We start from the raw sequence: 18,171 nt of genomic DNA, 5'->3' as shown, positions 1-18,171 counted from the left end.
GTGCTCGTACCGCCCGTCAGGGCCGCCACGCCTCGATCGGATTGCCCAGCCAGCGGGTGTCGGCGGGGACTGATTCCCCGGCCATCACCAGCGAGGCGGGACCCAGTGTGCTGCGGGCCCCGACCGAACTGCCGGGCAGGACGATTCCGCCCGGGCCCAGGGTGGCGCCCTCGCGGAGGACCACAGTATCCGTCCTCAAGATCCGGTCGTGGAAGAGGTGTGTCTGCAAGACGCAGCCCCGATTCACGCTGGCCGCGGCGCCGAGCACCACCAGGTCGGTCTCCGGGAGCCAGTAGCTCTCGCACCACACGCCCCGGCCGATCCGCGCCCCGAGCCCGCGCAGCCACAGGGTCGTCACGGGCGTGCCGGGCACCGAGCCGATCAGCCACGGCACGGCGAGGACCTCGACGAAGGTGTCGGCGAGTTCGTTGCGCCAGACGAAGCCGGACCAGAGCGGGTGCTCGCCCGTCCGGTGCCGGCCGACCAGCAGCCACTTCGCGGCCACGGAGACCAGGCACGCGGCGACCCCCGCGGCGACCAGGACGGCCCCGGAGAGCAGCGCGGTGCCCAGGACGCCGAGCGCGTCCGCCGTGGCCAGGGCGCAGAAGGCCGCCACGGTCAGGATCGCGAGCGCGGACGAGCAGAACACCGGGACGAGCCGGCACAGCTCGACGAGGCCGCGCGCCCAGAGCAGCCGGGCGGGCGGGTCGTACGTCCGGCTCTGGTCGGAGTCGGCGGCCGAGCGCGGCAGCCTGACCGGCGGCAGGCCCAGGTACGAGCTGCCCTTCTTGGCCTTCTTCGGGGTCGCGGACAACACGCCGACCAGGCCGTCGTCCGGCACCGTGCGGCCGGGCGCGGTCATGCCGGAGTTGCCGAGGAACGCCCGGCGGCCGATCTCGGAGTGGCCGATCCGTACCCAGCCGCCGCCCAGCTCGTAGGGGGCGGTCAGGGTGTCGTCGGCGAGGAAGGCGCCCTCGCCGACGGTGGTGAGGCTCGGCAGGGCGAGCACCGTGGACACCTCGGCGCCCCGGCCGATCTTCATGCCGAGCAGCCGCAGCCACACCGGGGTGATCAGACCGGCGTAGAGCGGGAAGAGCGTCTCCCTGGCCAGGTCCATCAGCTGGGTCACGGTCCAGGCCTGCCAGGCGACCCGGCTGTGCGTCGGGTGGCTGCCGGTGCGCAGCCCGAGGCTGAGCAGCCGGACGGAGACCAGGACGAACGCGGCGTACGCGAGCCCGTAGGCGAGCGAGGCGGGGACCACCGCGATCAGCGCTCCCGTGAGGGCCTCGGCGAGGCCGGCGTCGGCGGGCACGAAGTGGCTGACGACGAGCAGCGCGGGCAGCGCGGCGAGCACGGGCAGGGCGGTCAGGCAGAGGCCGGTCGCGCCGTAGGTGGCCCGCCAGTGGACGGCGCGCGGCGGGCGCTCCTTGGGCCAGTTCCGCTTGGCCTTGCCGAGCTTGACGGCCGGGGCGCCGGCCCAGCGCTGGCCCGTCGGGATCGTGCCCACCACGGCGGAGCCGGGAGCCACCTCGGACCGCTTGGCGACCCGGGCCCCGGGGAAGAGCAGGCTGCGGGTACCGACCACGGCGCCCGCGCCGATCTTGACCGGGCCGATCTCCAGGCGGTCGCCGTCCAGCCAGTGGCCGGAGAGGTCGACCTCGGACTCGACGGCGCAGCCGCGGCCGAGCTTGAGCATGCCCGTGACCGGGGGCAGCGAGTGCAGGTCCACCTCGGGGCCGACCTTGGCGCCCAGGGCGCGGGCGTACCGCTCCAGCCAGGATCCGGTGAGAGAGGTCGCGCCGACGTACTCGGCCAGCCGCTCGGCCGTCCACAGCCGCAGGTGGACGCTGCCGCCGCGCGGGTGGCGGCCCGCCTTCACGCCGCGCAGCAGCAGCCGTGCGCCGCCCGCGGCGATCGCGATCCGGCCCGGCGGGCTGAAGAGCAGTGCCGCGCCGGCGGCGACGAGCCACCAGGAGGCGGTCGGCGCCCACGGGTAGGGCCCGAACCAGTGCAGGACGTTGCCCAGGGCCAGCAGGGCGACGGTCCAGCGCAGGCCGATCACGGTGAACAGCGGAAGCAGCAGGACCGACTGGATGACCTTGGCCCGCAGCGGGACCGGGACGATCGTGCGGGCCGTTCCGTCGTCCTGGACGGACTTCTCCAAGCGCCGGGCGAGCTTGCGCAGGGTGGGCTGCTGGTAGATGTCGAGGACGGCGGCGCTCGGGTAGCGGGTGCGCAGCCGGGTCGTGAGCTGGGCGGCGGCGAGGCTGTTGCCGCCGATGGCGAAGAAGTCGTCGGTGGCGCCCGCGACGGCCACCCCGAGAGTCTCGCTCCACTGCTCGGCGAGCCAGGCCTCGGTGCCGTACAACTGCTCGACCGGTCCGCTGGTCTCCACCTCGGGGAGCGGCCAGGGCAGCGCGCCCCGGTCCACCTTGCCGGAGGTGCGGGTCGGCAGCTCGGCGACCGGGGCGAGCAGCGGTACGAGGGCGGCGGGCAGCTCGGCGCGCAGCTTCTCGACGGCGGCCGCGTGGTCCCAGCCGTCCTGGGTGACGAGGTAGCCGACGAGCAGCTGGTTGCCGCTGCGCGCGGTGCGGACGGCGGCGGCCGCACCGGCGACGCCGGGCAGCGCCTGGAGGGCGGCGTCCACCTCGCCCAGCTCGATCCGGCGGCCGCCGAGCTTGATCTGCTCGTCGCCCCGGCCGAGGAAGACCAGGCCTTCGGGTTCGGCGCGGACGAGGTCGCCGCTGCGGTAGGCGCGCTCCCAGCCGAGGGACTCCAGCGGGGCGTACTTCTCGGCGTCCTTCTCGGGGTCGAGGTAGCGGGCCAGGCCGACGCCGCCGATCACCAGCTGCCCGCTGCCGCCCATCGGCACCGGCTCGCCGGACTCGTCGACCACGGCCAGCTCCCAGCCGTTCAGCGGGAGCCCGATGCGAATCGGTTCCTCACCGGTCATGAGGGAGGCGCAGGCGACGACGGTGGCCTCGGTGGGGCCGTACGTGTTCCAGACCTCGCGGCCCTCGGTGACGAGCCGCTGGGTCAGCTCGGGCGGGCACGCCTCGCCGCCGAAGATCAGCAGCCGGACCTCGTCGAGGGTGTCCGGCTCCCAGAGCGCGGCCAGCGTCGGCACGGTCGAGACGACGGTGATCTCCTGCTCCACCAGCCAGGGGCCGAGGTCGGCGCCGCTGCGGACCTGGGAGCGCGGTACGGGCACGAGGCAGGCGCCGTAGCGCCAGGCCAGCCACATCTCCTCGCAGGAGGCGTCGAAGGCGACGGAGAGCCCGGCCATGACCCGGTCGCCGGGGCCGATCGGCTCCTCGACGAGGAAGAGGGCGGCCTCGGCGTCCACGAAGGCGGCGGCGCTGCGGTGGCTGACGGCGACGCCCTTGGGCTTGCCGGTGGAGCCGGAGGTGAAGATGATCCAGGCGTCGTGCTCGGGTCCTGGCCGCGCGGCGGGGGCCCCGGCCTGCGCTCCCCCGGTGACGTCGACGCGCTGTCCCGCGCCGAGTACCGCGCGTACCCCGGCCTCGCCGAAGACCAGCTCGGCCCGCTCGTCGGGGTCCTCGGCGTCGACCGGCACATAGGCGGCGCCGGCCGCGAGGACGGCGAGGATCGACGCGTACAGCTCGTTGGTGCCGGAGGGGACGCGGACGCCGACCCGGTCGCCGAGGCCGACGCCGGCGGCGGCCAGGGCGCGGCGCCTGCGCTCGACCTCGCCTGCGAGCGCCCGGTAGGTCAGCCGCGTGGCGCCGTCGTCGAGGGCGAGCTCGTCGGGGTGGGCCCGGACGGACTCCTCGAAGATGTCGATCAGGGTGCGCGCGGGCGCCGCGGGCGCCGCCGAGAACCGGGCGTGCTTCCCGGTGTCCTCGCGCGTGTCCGCGTCGTCGAGGAGGGTGAGCTCACCGCTCTGAGGTGTGGCTGCCATCGGCCCTCGCGTCTCGTTCCCGGCGTCATCCGGGTCGTCGGCGGAGCCCGGGTCTGCCCAGGTTGTTCCGTTCCGACGCCAAACAGCCCGCCAGTCTAGTCCGTCAAGGTGGAATTTCTTGTCGACGCCTTGCGCCTGGCTGGGATGGAGCGGTATTGGGGGCGCGCCTTCATGGGCCTGGGAGAGGTCATCGGGGTGGGTTCCAGGCCTCGGCGGCTCTGTCGAGTTCCTCGTCCAGGGCCATGGCCGCCGTGATCAGGGCGAGGTGGGTGAAGGCCTGCGGAAAATTCCCGAGTTGTTCACCGGTCGGGCCGATTTCCTCGGCGAAGAGCCCGACGTGGTTGGCGTACGTGAGCATCTTGTCCATCGCGTACCGGGCCTGGTCGAGCCGGCCCGCCCGGGCCAGCGCCTCGACGTAGAGGAAGCTGCAGAGGGAGAAGGTGCCCTCGGAGCCGCGCAGGCCGTCGGGGGAGGCCTCGGGGTTGTAGCGGTAGACGAGACTGTCCGTGACGAGTTCCCGGTCCATCGCGTCCAGGGTGGCCAGCCACGAGGGCGCCTTCGGCGAGATGAAACCGACCAGGGGCATGAGCAGCAGGGACGCGTCCAGGACCTCACTGCCGTAGTGCTGGACGAACGCCTGCCGATCGGGGTTCCAGCCGCGTTCCATCACCTGGACGAGGATCGCGTCGCGCTGGGCGATCCAGCGCGGCAGATCGGCGGGCCTGGCGTACTCGGTGGCGAGGCGGATGCCCCGGTCGAGGGCGACCCAGCACATCATGCGGCTGTACGTGAAGTCCTGGCGGCCGCCGCGGGTCTCCCAGATCCCCTCGTCGGGCCGGTCCCAGTGGTCGGCCAGCCAGTCGAGGAGCGTGGAGATGCCCTTCCAGCCCTCGTACCCGGCGACTTCGGCGAGATCGGAGGAGTGGGTCATCGCGTAGGCGAACTCGCCGTAGATGTCGAGCTGTAGCTGGTCGACCGCCCCGTTCCCGGCTCGTACGGGGGCGGAGTCGCGGTAGCCCGAGAGGTGGTCCAGGATCTCCTCGGACAGCTCGGTGTCGCCGTCGATCCGGTACATGATCTGCATCGGTTCGCCGTTGCGCGGGCGGGGGCCGTGGAAGCGGGCGCCGAGCCAGCGGCGGAAGGCGTCGGCCTCGTCGATGTAGCCGAGGTCGAGCAGGACGCGGACGGAGAGCGACGCGTCACGGATCCAGGTGTAGCGGTAGTCCCAGTTCCGCTCGCCGCCGACCTGTTCCGGCAGACCCATGGTGGGGGCGGCGATGGGGGCTCCGGTCGGGGCGTAGATGAGCAGCTTCAGGGTGATGGCCGAGCGGTTGACCATCTGCTGCCAGCGGCCCCGGTAGCGGCAGCGCCGGATCCATCCGTGCCAGTACGCGTGGGTCTCGCGCAGCTCCTCCTCAAGCGTCGGCGCGGTGACGGGTCCGGGGGCCGAGGCTCCCGGGGAGGCGGTCTCCAGGACGATCCCGGCTCGCTCGCCCTGGCGGAGGGTGACGGTGGCGCGGACGTCCTGGCCGTCGGCGTCCAGCGGGACGGAGCTGCGCAGGTGCATGTCGAGGCCGGGGGCGTGGAAGGTGGCGGAGCCGCCGTCGAGGGTGAGGGTGTGCTCCGCGCGGCCGTAGTCGAAGCGCGGCCGGCACTCGACCTCGAAGGCGAGGGTGCCGCGGACGACGCGCAGGACGCGGACCAGGCGGTGCCGGTCGCTGGCCTCGTCCGGCCGCTCGGCCACCGGCATGAAGTCGACCACCTCGCCGACCCCTTCCGGGGTGAGGAAGCGGGTGATCAGGACGGCCGTGTCGGGGAGGTAGAGCTGGCGGACCGTCACGTCGTCCAGGACGGGGGCGATGGTGAAGTGGCCGCCGCGTTCCTGGTCGAGCAGGGAGGCGAAGATGCTCGGGGAGTCGAAGCGGGGTGCGCAGAACCAGTCGACCGCGCCGCGCGCGGAGACGAGGGCGGCGCTCTGGAGGTCGCCGATCAGTCCGTGGTCCGCGATCGGTGGGTAGCCGGGCACGCACGACCTCACTTCCGCCGCTCTTCTGTTGCGCTCCAGGCAACCCGCCGCCGCCCGCTTCGGCAACACGGGGCACCCGACCGGGCGAACGGGCTCGTTCCTGCTCCCTTCCCACCGATCCGACCAGTCGGTACGTTGCGGGGAGCGCCGAGCCGACCGCCGATCCGACTGCCGAGTCGATCGTCGAGCCCCCTGGAGGCCCTTGTGTCCGAATCCGCCCCCTCGATCGCAGGTCACTGCGACCCGCGCTTCGCCGCCGTACGGGAGGTCTTCGAGGCCAACTTCCGTACGAGGGACGAACTGGGCGCCGCGGTCGCGGTCCAGGTCCACGGGGAGACCGTGGTCGACCTGTGGGGCGGCTGGGCGGATGCCGCCCGTATGCGCCCCTGGGAACGGGACACCGTCGTCAACGTCTGGTCGACGACGAAGGGCGTGACCGCCCTCTGTGCGCATCTTCTGGCGGACCGGGGTCTGCTCGACCTGGACGCGCCGGTCGCCTCGTACTGGCCCGAGTTCGGCGCGGCGGGCAAGGAGAAGCTGCCCGTGCGCTACCTCCTCTCGCACCGCGCGGGCCTCTCCGGACTGCGCGAGCCGCTCACGCTCGCGGAGTTCTACGACTGGGAGGTGACGACCGCCCGGCTCGCGGCGACGGAGCCGTGGTGGGAGCCCGGCACGCGCTCCGGCTACCACGCGCTGACGTACGGCTTCCTGGTCGGCGAGGTGATCCGGCGCGTCACCGGACGGCTGCCCGGCGCGTTCCTCCGCGAGGAGATCACCGGCCCGCTCGACATCGACTTCACGATCGGCCTGCCGGACAAGGAGGCGGACCGGGCGGCCGAGCTGGTGCACCCCCGGGTCTCCGCGTCGAGCGAACAGGCCGCTCTCTTCGCCCAGTTGGAGCCCGCTGCGCAGGCGGCCGTGGCCAACCCTCCGGTGGGGGTCGCGGAGGCCAACACCTCCGCGTGGCGGGCCGCCGAACTGTCGGCGGCCAACGGCCACGGGACGGCGCGCGCGGTCGCCCGGCTGTACGGGGTGTTCGCCGGGCGGGGCCGGTCGGAGGGGCGCGTGATCCTCTCCGAGGCGGCCGCCGAACGGGCCCGCGAGGGCCAGGGGTCGTGCCGGGACCTCGTGCTCGGGGCGGGCTTCGCGCACGACACGGAGTGCGCCCTCGGCCTCTGGCTCAGCGGCCCCAACGCCTCCTACGGTCCCAACCCTCGCGCCTTCGGCCACGACGGCTTCGGCGGCTCCTGCGGTCTGGCGGACCCGGAGGCGGGGGTCTCGCTCGGCTACGTCATGAACCGCATGGGCCCGCACATCGCGGACGACCCGCGCAAGATGGCGCTGATCGAGGCGGTGTACGCGGCGCTGTGACGCGTCCTGGTCACGGCTTCGGCGGGGGCAGCGGGGCGCTGGCGACGCCCTTGCTCCGGCCGCTGAGTTCGGCGTCCAGGGTCGCCTGGGCGACGCGCATGCTCTCGGCGTAGACGGGTTCGGACATCCGGCGCCAGGCGACGTCCGGGTCGACCTCCTCGACCCGGCTCACCACCCACCAGATGTTCCCGAAGGGATCGCGCACGCGGCCGCCCCGGTCGCCCCACGCGCTGTCGGCGGCCTCCGTCACCACGGTGGCTCCCCGCGCGACGGCGGCGGCCATGGCGCCGTCCGCGTCGGGCACGTAGACCCGGAGCAGCGAGGGCATCGGCGGCCAGTCGGCGCGCCGGTCGAAGGCGAGCACGACGGTGTCGCCGACGCGGATCTCGCCGTGCCCGACGGTGCCGTCCTCCAGCGGCACGCGCGCGAGCTCCTCGCCGTCGAATGCGGCCGCGACGAAGTCGAGCAGGGCGCCGGTGTCGTCGGTGACCACCCAGGGCGCGACGCTGGTGTACCCCTCGGGCACGGCAGGCACGGTACGGCTCACAGGAATCATCCCTTTCCCAGACTGGCTCCTGGGACGACCGTAGGACGCGATCAGGTCGGATGCTGTCCTACTTGCCTAGGAGCCGCCCATGAACTGGGAGCACCGGTACGGACCGACCGGTTCGCCGTCCCCCACCAGGGTGACCTCGACGTCGTCGGGGTGGATCCGGGGATGCAGGACGGACTGGGCGCGGGCGAGGGTGCACACCAGTTGGCCGTTGACCAGGTCGTCGCGCCGGGTGCCCGAGAAGGCCGAGCCGGGAGAACGCAGGGTCACGCGGGTCGCCTCCCCCGTGACCTGGTAGGAGATGCTACTCACGAGGGTCGTCAGGCCCCGCTCCTGTTCCGGCTCGGTGGGGCCGGCGACCAGGAGTTTGAGGGCCGCGCCGAGTTCGGTGATCTCCAGGTCGGGGCGGGAGACGCCTTCGAGGTTCCCCGAGCCGGAGACGTAGTAGAGGCGGAGCCCCTTGGTGAGGCCGGTCGGCGGTTCGCCCGCGCCGATCACACCGCTCGGCTGCACCCCGCAGGACACCGCCGCCAGGGCCAGGAACGGGCTCAGGAACAGGCTGAGACGCAGGGTCGGCGGACGCCGACGAGCAGTCGTACGGCGGGTCGCACGAGAGGCCGCGCGGGGGGTCATCCGGTGGTCCCTTCGGTACGGCGCAAGGGCAGCCGCAGGGTGAAGACCGCCCCGCCCTCCGGCCTGTTCGCGGCCTCGATCGTGCCGCCGTGCAGCCGGGCGTTCTCCAGGGAGATCGCCGTTCCGAGGCCGCTCCCCTCGGACCGCGTGCGCGCCGCGTCCGCCTTGTAGAAGCGGTCGAAGACATGGGCGAGGGCGTCGGGCGAGAGCCCGGGGCCGTGGTCGGCGACGGTGACGATCGCCAAGCTGTGGCCGGGACCTGGGCCTGGGCCAAGACCCGAGCCCGGGTCGGAGGCGAGCGTGACCGTGACCGGGGGTGCCCCGTGCCGCAGCGCGTTGCCGACCAGGTTGGCGATGATCACGTCGACGCGCCGCCGGTCCACCGATCCCCTTACCCCGTCGGGGAGTTCGACCCGCACCTCGTCCGTCCAGCCACGCAGGGCGAGGGTCGCCCGGATCGCCTCACCGAGGTCGGTGTCGGCGAGGCGCAGCCGCGCCGCGCCGGAATCGAAGCGGGACATCTCCATCAGGTCGTCGACGAGCCGCGACAGCTTGGCCGTCTCTGCGCTGACCGTGCGCGCCGCACGGGCGGTGTCCGGAGGGAGCTGGTCGGCGTCCTCTTCGAGGACGGTGGCGACCATGGTCATCGCGGCGAGCGGGGTGCGCAGTTCGTGCGAGACGTCGGCGACGAAGCGCCGGGCGCGCTCCTCCTGATCCCTCAAGTGGGTCACGGAGGACTGGAGTTCGTCGGCCGTCTCGTTGAAGTCCTGGGCGAGGTTCGCGAGTTCGTCGCGCCCCTTGACCGCCACCCTGATCGACAGGTCGCCCTCGGCGAGCTTCCGGGTCGCCCGCCCCAGGTCCCGTACCGGACGCAGGACGGCGCGCGCGGAGAGCAGGGCGAGGAGCGCGGACAGCACGACGACGGGGACGACACCGTCGCGTACCGCCGACAGCAGGGCCGCGGTGTCGTCCTGCTCCGGGCGCAGGGAGGTGATGGCGTAGATCTCCAGGCCTGAGGCCTCGCCGTTGTCTCCGAACGTGACGGGCGTGCCGACGGCCAGATACGGGATGTCGTCACGGGTGACGCGCTGGAAGCTCATCGATCCGCGCGTGCGGACGGCCTCGCGCAGCTGGGGCGTGATCCTGGTCAGGTCCGCGAGCCCGTCGGACGCGCCCTGCAGCTCCCGGTAGCGGCTGATGACGACAGGGGCGCCGTCGAGGCTCTGGGAGACACGCTCCGCGAGCTCGGTCAGCGTGCGTTCGGTCGGCGGCAGGTCGACGTCGGGGGCGATGCCGGCCACACGGTCGTGCAGGCTGTCCTGGAAGGAATCCTGGGCGCGCTTCAGGATGGCGGTGCGCGCCTCGCGGTAGGCGAGCGCGGTCGCGGTGGCGGAGCCGATCAGCGTGACGAGGACGAAGGTGACCAGGAGCCGGGTCCGCAGGCTGCCCAGCCAGGGGCGACGGCCGCGACCGGACGGGGTCCGGGGCGGCGCCGTGCGGTCGCGGGACGGACTCGTACGCTCCCCGGGCGGCGTCGTGCGGTCCCGGGTCATATCGGCCCGAAGCGGTAGCCGAAGCCGCGTACGGTCTGGATGTAGCGGGGCCGCGCGGGTTCGTCCTCGATCTTAGCGCGCAGGCGTCCCACCGCGGCGTCGACGAGGCGCGAGTCTCCGAGGAAGTCGTGCTCCCAGACCCGTTCGAGCAGCTGCTCCCGGCTGAGGACCCGGCCGGGTGCGGCGGAGAGTTCCAGGAGGAGCCTCAGCTCGGTGGGCGGCAGGGCGAGGGGGTCCCCGTTCTTGGTGACGGTCAGGCCGGCCCGGTCGAGGACGAGGCCGGTGTACTCGGAGCGTTCCGGGTGCGCGGGCAGCGGCTCGGCGCGACGCAGCGCCGCCTTGATGCGGGCCTCCAGGACGGGGGCGGTGACGGGCTTCACCACGTAGTCGTCGGCGCCGGCCTCCAGGCCCTGGACGATGTCGGAGTCGTCGCCGCGGGCGGTGAGCATGATGACGGGCACGGTGGAGCGCGTACGGATGCGGCGGCAGACCTCGAATCCGTCGATGCCGGGCAGCATGAGATCGAGGACGGCGAGCTCCACGGCCCGGCCGGCGGGGCCGTCGAGCAGGGCGAGGGCTTCCTCGCCGGTGGCCGCGGTGTCGACGTCGTAGCCGTGTCGGCGCAGGACGAGTTCCATCCCGTCGCGCACGGCGGCGTCGTCCTCGATGAGCAGAACATGGGGCATGCGCCCGATTATGGGCGAGATTTTCGTGCCGAAGCCGCGATCGGGTCCCTGGATCGAAGGCCGCCCGGCATTGTTACGTGCTCATCATGTGATGTTACGTATCCATCGAACGGCGCGGGAGAGACCATCACGTCCTCCCCCGAGAGTCGTCCGCATGACCTCGAAGAGCACTCCTCGATCCCGTTGGCTGCGTCTCGCCGCGTGCGTCGCCGTCCCCCTCCTCACCTTCACCGTGGCCTGCGGCTCCGACGGCCAGGCGCGGGACGCCGGTGTCGCCACCGTCCCCGAGGAGCCGGCGGGCACGGGCACGACCCCGAGCACGCCCTCCGGCGACGGCGACGGAGCCTCGTCCGGTGACGGAGCCTCGGCCGCGGGCGGCAAGGGGGCCTTCTACGACGCGCAGATGAACTACGTCCGGTGCATGCGCGGCAAGGGCGGCGTCAAGGAGTTCCCCGATCCCAAACTGAGCGGCTACCTGGACTGGACGAAGATCGACGAGCTGAGCTCCACGTACCCGGAAGTCTCCAAGGGCGGCAAGAAAGGCGTCTGCGCGACCGAGCTGACCGAGGCGATGAACCACGAGCCGGACCGCGACGCGCAGCAGGAGTACGAGTCGATGCTCGCGCACGCCCAGTGCATGCGTGAGAAGGGCGTCTCGCGGTTCCAGAACCCGACGATGTCCGGCGGCAACGTGATCCCGGGCGGCGACCCCAACCCGGCGAACCCGTCGTTCAGCCACGACTCCCCCGCGTACAAGCAGGCCCGTACGGCGTGCGCGGACAAGCTGCTCGACGGCCTGGACGGCATGCAGTGACGCGGCGACGGACGCTCCTCGTCGCCGGTGCGCTGACGGTGGCGATCGCGGGCGGCGCCGGGGCGGTTGTCGTGCTCGGCGCCGAACCCGGGACGGAGGGCGGGGCCGGTGCCTCCGGCCTTCCGCCCGCCACCACCACGGTCGTCCGCACCGACCTGGTGAGCAGCAAGACCGTCGACGGGCGCCTCGACTTCGCCGGCCGGCGCCCGGTCAAGGCGGCGGTCGAGGGCACGGTCACGGTAGCGGCCAGGGAGGGCGCGACCGTGAAGGCGGGGCAGCCGCTGTACGAGCTGAACGACAAGCCGGTCACGCTGCTGTACGGGCAGGTGCCCATGTTCCGCGAGATGAAGACCGGTGACCGGGGCACGGACGTCCTCCAGCTCGAACGCAACCTGCGCGACCTGGGGTACGGCGGCGGCCTGTACGTGGACCCCCGCTACGACGCGGCGACGGAGGCCGCGGTCAAGCGCTGGCAGAAGTCGCTGAACCGCGAGCCGACCGGGCGGGTCGGCAAGGGTGACGTGGTCTTCCAGCCCGACCGGGTGCGGATCGTCTCGGCCGACGCGGCGCTGGCCGACCAGGTCGGGCCCGACAGGCCGGTGCTCACCGCCGCGTCCCCGCGTCCCGTGGTCAGGGCCGCCCTGGAGCAGTCGGACGCGCCGCTGACCGCGCCGGGCACCCGCGTCGAGGTGACCCTGCCCAGCGGTGCGACCGTACGGGGAAAGGTCACCGGCACCGTCCGGCCCGAGGGCGCCGGGTCCGGATCCGGGGAGGGGGCGGGTGGCGGCGCCCAGGACGGGATCACCGTCGAGGTCACCTTGGAGGGGCCCACCCCGACGGGCGAGGACACGCGGGCGCCCGCGAGCGTGAAGTTCGTCAGCGAGAGCCGGAAGGGCGTGCTCGTGGTTCCGGTCGAGGCGGTCGTCGCGCTGCGCGGCGAGAAGGGGGGCTACGGACTCGAAGTCGTCGAGGGCACGACCACCCGCATGGTGCGGGTGGAGACCGGAATGACCGCCGACGGAAAGATCGAGGTCAGCGGCGCCGGGCTGCGCGAGGGCATGACGGTGGGGGTGGCCGCGCCGTGAAACCGCACCCGTCCACGCTGAAGCTGCCGTCGGCCTCCCCACCGGCCTCGGCCGGCACCCCGGTGATCGAGCTCCGGGGTGTGTCGAAGACCCACCCCGGTCCCGTCCACGCCCTGCGCGCGGTGGACCTGACCGTCGGTGCGGGCGAACTCCTCGCCGTCGTCGGCCCGTCGGGCTCCGGCAAGTCCACCGTGCTGAACATCGTCGGCACCCTCGACCGGCCCACCACCGGGACCGTCCATGTCGCGGGACACGAGGTCGGCGCCCTGAGCGACGCCCAGCTCTCCGCGCTGCGGGCCCGGCACATCGGCTTCGTCTTCCAGCACTTCCACCTCTCCCCCGGGCGGGACGCGGTCGACAACGTCGGCGACGGGCTGCTGTACGCGGGCGTCGGTGCGAAGGACCGCCGGGCGCGGGCCCGTGCGGCGCTGGAACGGGTGGGGCTCGGGCACCGTCTCGACCACCGGCCCACCGAACTCTCCGGTGGGGAGAAACAGCGCGTCGCGATCGCCCGGGCGCTCGTGGGCGAACCGGACCTGCTGCTCGCCGACGAGCCGACGGGCGCCCTCGACAGCGCGTCCGGCCGGATCGTGATGGGGCTGCTGCACGAGCTGAACGCGGCCGGCACCACCGTGTGCGTGATCACCCACGACCAGGACATCGCCGACTCCCTGCCCCGGCGGGTCCGCTTCCGCGACGGCGAGATCGTCGCCGACTCGGGGGTGACGGCATGAGCTCCACGGCATCACGCCCCAGGGGCCGGTACGAGACCTCCCGTAGGCTGCGGCCGGCCCGCCTTGCCTTCCACGATGTCCTGCGTACGGGAGCGGTCGGCCTGCGCGCACGCCGTACGCGGGTCGTGCTGTCCGCCCTCGGCATCGCCATCGGCATCGCGACCATGATCGCCGTCGTCGGTCTCTCCACGTCCAGCCGCGCCGACCTGATGAGCCGCCTCGACCGCCTTGGCACCAACCTGCTGACCGCAGAGGCCGGCCAGGACGCCTATGGGCAGCAGGTCAAGCTGCCCAAGAACGCCGTCGCGATGGTCGAGCGCATCGGACCCGTCCAGCACGCGACAGCCACGGCCGACGTCGACGCGCGGATCCGACGGAGCGATGTCGTACCCGAGGAGCGGACGGCGGGTGTCACCGCCCAGGCCGCCCGGCCCGACCTGCTCACGGCGCTCGGCGCGGAGGTCGGCCGGGGGGTGTGGTTGAACGAGGCGAACGAACGGCTTCCGGTGACCGTCCTCGGATCGGTCGCGGCGAGGCGGCTCGGCGTCACCGCGCCCGGCGAGAAGATCATGATGGACGACGAGTACGTCGTGGTCGTCGGCATCCTCGAACCGATCGAGCTGGTCCCCAATCTGGACCGGGTCGCCCTCGTCGGATTCCCGGCCGCCGAGCGCCACTTCGGCTTCGACGGCCATCCCACCACCATCTTCGAACGCTCCTCCGACCCGTCGGTGGCGGACGTGCGCGCCGTACTCGCCCGTACGGTCAGCCCCGGCAATCCGGCCGGGGTGAAGGTCTCCCGGCCCTCCGACGCGCTCGCCGCGAAGGCCGCGACCGACGAGGGTCTCACCACGCTGATGCTCGGCCTGGGCGCCGTGGCCCTGCTCGTCGGGGGTGTGGGGGTCGCGAACACGATGGTCGTGTCCGTACTGGAACGGCGTCAGGAGATCGGTCTGCGCCGGGCCCTTGGCGCCACCCGGAACGCGATCCGGCTCCAGTTCCTCACCGAGTCGCTCCTCCTGTCGGCTCTCGGCGGCCTGGCGGGCGCGGCCCTGGGCACTGCGGCCACCCACGGCTTCGCCCTCGTCCAGGGCTGGACACCGGTCGTCCCGCCGTGGTCCCTGGCAGGCGGCCTGGCCGCGACCCTCGCCATCGGCGCCCTCGCGGGCCTCTACCCCGCGATCCGCGCCTCCCGCCTGGACCCGACCACGGCGCTCAACGCGACCTGACGAAATCCCCTGGCCCGATCCGGTCGCCGTCCGGCACGGTCTCTCCATGACTCACGCGGAGGTACTGCTCACCGCCACGGACGTCACGGCGGGTGAGCGCCTGGCGGGCCGGGAGCTCGGCTCGGAGCTGGAGCACGAGCTGGAAAACAGCGCGCGTAAGGCGCATCTTCTGGACGCGCAGGCCCCCGAGGACACGGTTCGGGTGGTGACGGACGGGCGTTCCGTGCTCGACATCGCCGGCGAGGTGGTGGCGGCCACCTGCTGGCTGACCCGTACCTGACGCCTACGGCGCGTCGATGATCTTGCCGTCCTTGTCGAGCGTGTGGGTGTTCCAGTAGATGTCCCACTTGTCGTCGACCTTCAGCGGGACCTTGCCCTCGGGGTAGCGCACATAGCCCTCCGGCGGCTGCTCCTTGTTGCTTACGCACGCGGAGCCCGTGGCGCCCACGGTCATGACCGGGTATTCGCCGCTGCTGCAGATGTCCTCCTCGTACGCGCAGCCGGTGAGCACCCAGGCCGCCGCCACGGCTGTGACGGCGGCGAGGGCGAACCCTCTTGCGGTGGAGGGGCGGTGGGTGGACATCGTGGTCTCTCCTGTCGGTCGGCGTGGGCACCACCCTCGCCGACCGTGATCGTCGTGCCATGAGTACGCGTACTCAGAGACCCCGTGTCGTGCACTCACCAAGCAACCGGCAGCGCCCTCAGTCCGCTGAAGAACTCCCGGGAGCGCCAGCGCAGTTCCTGCTCCGGGACCGCGAGGCGCAAGCCCGGAAGGCGGGTCGTGACGCGTTCGAGGGTGATCTGGAGTTCAAGCCGGGCCAGATGGGCGCCCAGGCAGTAGTGGATGCCGTGGCCGAAGCTGATGTGCGCGGCGCCCGGCCGGTCCAGGACCAGGCGGTCGGGGTCCGGGAAGACGGCCGGGTCGTGGTTGGCGGCCGCCTGGGAGACCACGACCGCCTCGCCCTCGCGGATCAGGACGCCCCCCAGTTCCACGTCCTCCCGGGCGTAGCGGGGCAGGGTGAGGCCGTTGAGCAGGGGGACGTAGCGCAGGAGTTCCTCCACCGCCCGGGGGATCAGTTCGGGCTGGGCTCGCAGGGTCGCCAGCCATTCGGTGCCGTCGCCCCTCGCCTCGCCGGGCAGGAGGAGCACCGCGAAGAAGTTGGCGATCTGGTTCGTCGTCGTGACGAAGCCCGCGATCAGCAACTCGCCCAGCAGGCCTGTCAGTTCCGGCTCCGTCAGAGTGCCGTCATCATGCGCGCGGACCAGGAGCGTGAGGAGGTCCTCGGCGGGGGCTCGGCGGCGTTCCTCGATCAAGGCGTGCATCCGGGTGAAGAAGTCCTTCCCCCGCTGCTCAAGCACCTCGGGCGTCTCGCTGCCGGAGCAGATGACGTCCGCCCACGCCCGTACGGAGGGCATGTCGGCGGCGGGGACGCCGATCAGTTCGCAGATGAGGGTCATGGGCAGCGGGAAGGACAGGTCCTCCACCAGGTCGGCGGGAGGCCCGGTCTCCTCGATCCGGTCGAGCAGTTCGTCGGCCACCTCCCGGATGCGGACACGCAGGCCCTCCATGCGGCGTGCCGTGAACTCCTTGGCCAGCAGCGCCCGCAGGGGCGTGTGGCGCGGCGCGTCGAGGGCGATGAGGCCGCCGCCGGCGCGGGGCATCGGGTCGATGCGGGGATGGTCGCGCCGTAGCGCCTCGGCGAGGGAGAACCGGCCGTCCGAGAGGACGCCGCGCACGTCCTCGTACGAGGTGGCGAGCCAGGCCTCGTCGCCGTACGGGAGACGGACCCGGGTCAGCGGCCGGCCGCGCAGCGGCCCGTACCCGCTGGAGACGCCGAGTCCGTGATCGGTCCAGAAGGGGTACGGAAGCGGGGTCGCGGTCATGGGGCGGTGCCTTTCTCGGCGGAGGCGGGGGGTGCCTGCGGGCCCGGGCCCACGGGGACGAGGACGTGGGTGGGCAGGGGTGCGCTGGTGTCGACGTCGGCGGTGAAGTCGAGGCCGTCGTCGCGGCAGACGAACTGCATGACCTGGCGTCCGGCCGCGGCGGCCCGGATCAGGCCGCCGGTGGTGGCCCACACCCCGGAGAGGTAGAAGTCGCCCAGACCCGGCAGGACGGGGCCGTTCTTCTTGACGAGCTCCTCCATCGCCTCGCCGCTCTCCACGAAGGGCTGCCAGCCGAGGAACGTGCCCTCGTAGCTGCCTGTGTAGCGGATCTGGGTGAGGGGCGTGCTGGTGTCCCGTACGGCGATGGAGTCCTTCAGGCCGGGGTAGCGCGCGTCGAGGAAGTCCACGACGGCGTCCCGGGTCCGGCGTTTGGCCACGGCGTACGCCTTGCCCCGCCGCACGGGCAGGGTGTGCAGCTCCGTTCCGCGGCGCGGGCGGCTGAGCCGCTCGGGGCCCTCGGCAAGCTCTCGCCAGGGCGCGGTGTCGGAGAAGTACGTGGCGTAGATGACGGTCGTGTCCTGGGGCGACATCTCGGGGTAGAAGCGGCTGCGGAACTGGACGTTGAGGCTCGGGTGCCGGATGCCGGTGAGCCGTCCGGCCGTCTCCTCGTCGAGGAGGTGGGTGGTGGTGGGGTCGGCGTCCGGGAAGGGGCGGCGAAGGCCCAGGAAGACGCTGACGTAGCCGGGGAAGACCATCCCGGGCCGGTGCAGGGTCTCCCGGTAGAGCGTCGCGTAGTCGCCGTCCAGGTAGCGGCCGTCGAGGAGCTTCAGGAGCGTGGTGGGGCCGTCGCACGCGGAGACGACGATGTCGGCGTAGTGCTCCTCGCCGTTGGCCAGCCGGACGCCGATCGCGCGGTCGTCCTTGACGAGGATCTCCTCGACGAGGGCGTTGTAGGTGATCTCGCCGCCGAGCCGCAGATAGCGCTGCTCGATGGAGCGGGCGAGGCCGAGGGAGCCTCCCTCGGGGACGCCCGCCGACCGGTGGGCCTGCGCGGCCATCTGGAAGTAGAACGGCAGGACAGGGAAGCCGGGGTGCTTCTCGTACAGGATGTAGTTGAACGCCTCCCTCAGCAGCGGGTCCTTGAAGCGCGTCGAGTACTCCGTCATCAGCACGGACATCGAGGTGCGGAAGAGGTTGAAGTACGGCACGAAGCCGGCCAGCATCCGCCAGCGCTCCCGGCGGGTCATCAGCGGCACGGGTTTGAGGAAGGGGTACGAGGGCAGGCAGGTGATGAACTTGCGCAGGCCCGCGCAGAAGGCCCTGATGGGCCGGGCGTCGGCGGGCGAAAGGTCGAGCAGGTGGGCTTCGAGGCGGTCGGGGTCGCAGTAGAAGTAGACGGCCCGCCCGTCCGCGCCGCGCACGGTGTTGAAGACGTCGAAGTGGCGCATCTCCTTGCCCTGGAGCGCCCCGAGTTCGAGCCAGATCTGATGCATCTCGTTGCCCGGCCCGTTGCCGAGGAGCCAGCTGATGCAGGCGTCGAAGGTGTAGTCGCCCCGGTCCCAGCCGGTGCAGCAGCCGCCGGGGATCTCGTGCATCTCGAAGATGCGGGTGCGGTAGCCGTTCATGCGGGCGTACGCGCCGGTGGAGAGGCCGCCGAGGCCCCCACCGATGATGATCATGG

Annotated in this window: 14 protein-coding genes and 1 pseudogene; 6 read left to right on the top strand and 9 right to left on the bottom strand. The window is 72.6% G+C overall.

Annotated features, from left to right (window positions below; translation table 11 throughout):
- Nucleotides 1–16 precede the first annotated feature (16 nt).
- Together ACFWRO_RS13950 and ACFWRO_RS13945 are read right to left on the bottom strand one after the other, a co-directional pair.
- A complete protein-coding gene (locus ACFWRO_RS13950; RefSeq protein WP_384509094.1) occupies nucleotides 17–3,922 on the bottom strand; it encodes a Pls/PosA family non-ribosomal peptide synthetase in 3,906 nt (1,301 codons plus the stop codon).
- A 187-nt stretch (nucleotides 3,923–4,109) separates the two neighbouring features.
- Nucleotides 4,110–5,948, bottom strand: coding sequence for a glycoside hydrolase family 15 protein (locus tag ACFWRO_RS13945; protein ID WP_384509092.1), 1,839 nt, complete (start codon nucleotides 5,946–5,948; stop codon nucleotides 4,110–4,112).
- Nucleotides 5,949–6,152: 204 nt separating this feature from the next.
- On the opposite strand from ACFWRO_RS13945, the gene ACFWRO_RS13940 reads away from it, so the two are divergent.
- Nucleotides 6,153–7,319: a serine hydrolase domain-containing protein gene (locus tag ACFWRO_RS13940; protein ID WP_384509090.1), complete on the top strand. Its 1,167-nt coding sequence runs from the start codon at nucleotides 6,153–6,155 to the stop codon at nucleotides 7,317–7,319.
- 10 nt (nucleotides 7,320–7,329) lie between these two features.
- On the opposite strand, the gene ACFWRO_RS13935 is transcribed toward ACFWRO_RS13940, so the two are convergent.
- The 4 genes from ACFWRO_RS13935 to ACFWRO_RS13920 form a co-directional block, all read right to left on the bottom strand.
- Nucleotides 7,330–7,875 carry a VOC family protein gene (locus ACFWRO_RS13935; RefSeq protein ID WP_384509087.1) on the bottom strand — a complete coding sequence of 182 codons (546 nt, stop codon included), beginning with the start codon at nucleotides 7,873–7,875 and terminating at the stop codon, nucleotides 7,330–7,332.
- Nucleotides 7,876–7,941: 66 nt separating this feature from the next.
- The gene (locus ACFWRO_RS13930) at nucleotides 7,942–8,505 is read right to left on the bottom strand and encodes a hypothetical protein (protein ID WP_384509085.1); all 564 of its coding nucleotides are present in this window, start codon (nucleotides 8,503–8,505) and stop codon (nucleotides 7,942–7,944) included.
- Entirely contained in the window at nucleotides 8,502–10,058 is a 1,557-nt protein-coding gene (locus ACFWRO_RS13925) for an ATP-binding protein (RefSeq protein ID WP_384509082.1), read from the bottom strand. The genes ACFWRO_RS13930 and ACFWRO_RS13925 overlap by 4 nt, the downstream gene beginning before the upstream one ends.
- The gene (locus tag ACFWRO_RS13920; protein ID WP_384509080.1) at nucleotides 10,055–10,744 is read right to left on the bottom strand and encodes a response regulator; all 690 of its coding nucleotides are present in this window, start codon (nucleotides 10,742–10,744) and stop codon (nucleotides 10,055–10,057) included. Before ACFWRO_RS13920 ends, ACFWRO_RS13925 begins: the two co-directional genes overlap by 4 nt.
- 154 nt (nucleotides 10,745–10,898) lie before the next feature.
- Here ACFWRO_RS13920 and ACFWRO_RS13915 point away from each other — a divergent pair, with 154 nt between their 5' ends.
- The 5 genes and pseudogenes from ACFWRO_RS13915 to ACFWRO_RS13895 form a co-directional block, all read left to right on the top strand.
- Nucleotides 10,899–11,558, top strand: a complete 660-nt coding sequence (locus ACFWRO_RS13915) for a hypothetical protein (protein ID WP_384509077.1) — start codon at nucleotides 10,899–10,901, stop codon at nucleotides 11,556–11,558.
- Nucleotides 11,555–12,643 (top strand): peptidoglycan-binding protein, encoded by a 1,089-nt coding sequence (locus ACFWRO_RS13910; protein ID WP_384509074.1) that lies wholly within the window; start codon nucleotides 11,555–11,557, stop codon nucleotides 12,641–12,643. The genes ACFWRO_RS13915 and ACFWRO_RS13910 overlap by 4 nt, the downstream gene beginning before the upstream one ends.
- Before the next feature lie 17 nt (nucleotides 12,644–12,660).
- Nucleotides 12,661–13,377: an ABC transporter ATP-binding protein gene (locus ACFWRO_RS13905; RefSeq protein ID WP_384509206.1), complete on the top strand. Its 717-nt coding sequence runs from the start codon at nucleotides 12,661–12,663 to the stop codon at nucleotides 13,375–13,377.
- Nucleotides 13,374–14,606: an ABC transporter permease gene (locus ACFWRO_RS13900; RefSeq protein WP_384509071.1), complete on the top strand. Its 1,233-nt coding sequence runs from the start codon at nucleotides 13,374–13,376 to the stop codon at nucleotides 14,604–14,606. The genes ACFWRO_RS13905 and ACFWRO_RS13900 overlap by 4 nt, the downstream gene beginning before the upstream one ends.
- 58 nt (nucleotides 14,607–14,664) lie before the next feature.
- Nucleotides 14,665–14,886 (top strand): annotated as a pseudogene (locus ACFWRO_RS13895) (hypothetical protein); the annotation flags it as partial.
- A gap of 3 nt (nucleotides 14,887–14,889) precedes the next feature.
- Here ACFWRO_RS13895 and ACFWRO_RS13890 read toward each other — a convergent pair.
- The 3 genes from ACFWRO_RS13890 to ACFWRO_RS13880 all read right to left on the bottom strand — a co-directional run bounded on the left by ACFWRO_RS13890 (nucleotide 14,890) and on the right by ACFWRO_RS13880 (nucleotide 18,169).
- A complete protein-coding gene (locus tag ACFWRO_RS13890; protein WP_384509068.1) occupies nucleotides 14,890–15,189 on the bottom strand; it encodes an SCO0607 family lipoprotein in 300 nt (99 codons plus the stop codon).
- Between the two features lie 95 nt (nucleotides 15,190–15,284).
- Nucleotides 15,285–16,490 (bottom strand): cytochrome P450, encoded by a 1,206-nt coding sequence (locus ACFWRO_RS13885; RefSeq protein ID WP_384509065.1) that lies wholly within the window; start codon nucleotides 16,488–16,490, stop codon nucleotides 15,285–15,287.
- Nucleotides 16,487–18,169 (bottom strand): phytoene desaturase family protein, encoded by a 1,683-nt coding sequence (locus ACFWRO_RS13880; protein WP_384509204.1) that lies wholly within the window; start codon nucleotides 18,167–18,169, stop codon nucleotides 16,487–16,489. The genes ACFWRO_RS13885 and ACFWRO_RS13880 overlap by 4 nt, the downstream gene beginning before the upstream one ends.
- Nucleotides 18,170–18,171 lie beyond the last annotated feature (2 nt).

It is taken from the genome of Streptomyces sp. NPDC058579, from assembly GCF_042718575.1.
Taxonomy (GTDB): domain Bacteria; phylum Actinomycetota; class Actinomycetes; order Streptomycetales; family Streptomycetaceae; genus Streptomyces.
Note: the sequence above shows the minus strand (reverse complement) of the source record. Positions and strands in the feature narration are given on the sequence as shown.

Coding starts and splice junctions, on each gene's coding strand:
- ACFWRO_RS13885 (WP_384509065.1), bottom strand. CDS start 16,490: ATGACCGCGACCCCGCTTCCGTACCCCTTCTGGACCGATCACGGACTC.
- ACFWRO_RS13915 (WP_384509077.1), top strand. CDS start 10,899: ATGACCTCGAAGAGCACTCCTCGATCCCGTTGGCTGCGTCTCGCCGCG.
- ACFWRO_RS13890 (WP_384509068.1), bottom strand. CDS start 15,189: ATGTCCACCCACCGCCCCTCCACCGCAAGAGGGTTCGCCCTCGCCGCC.
- ACFWRO_RS13930 (WP_384509085.1), bottom strand. CDS start 8,505: ATGACCCCCCGCGCGGCCTCTCGTGCGACCCGCCGTACGACTGCTCGT.
- ACFWRO_RS13900 (WP_384509071.1), top strand. CDS start 13,374: ATGAGCTCCACGGCATCACGCCCCAGGGGCCGGTACGAGACCTCCCGT.
- ACFWRO_RS13925 (WP_384509082.1), bottom strand. CDS start 10,058: ATGACCCGGGACCGCACGACGCCGCCCGGGGAGCGTACGAGTCCGTCC.
- ACFWRO_RS13950 (WP_384509094.1), bottom strand. CDS start 3,922: ATGGCAGCCACACCTCAGAGCGGTGAGCTCACCCTCCTCGACGACGCG.
- ACFWRO_RS13880 (WP_384509204.1), bottom strand. CDS start 18,169: ATGATCATCATCGGTGGGGGCCTCGGCGGCCTCTCCACCGGCGCGTAC.
- ACFWRO_RS13920 (WP_384509080.1), bottom strand. CDS start 10,744: ATGCCCCATGTTCTGCTCATCGAGGACGACGCCGCCGTGCGCGACGGG.
- ACFWRO_RS13935 (WP_384509087.1), bottom strand. CDS start 7,875: ATGATTCCTGTGAGCCGTACCGTGCCTGCCGTGCCCGAGGGGTACACC.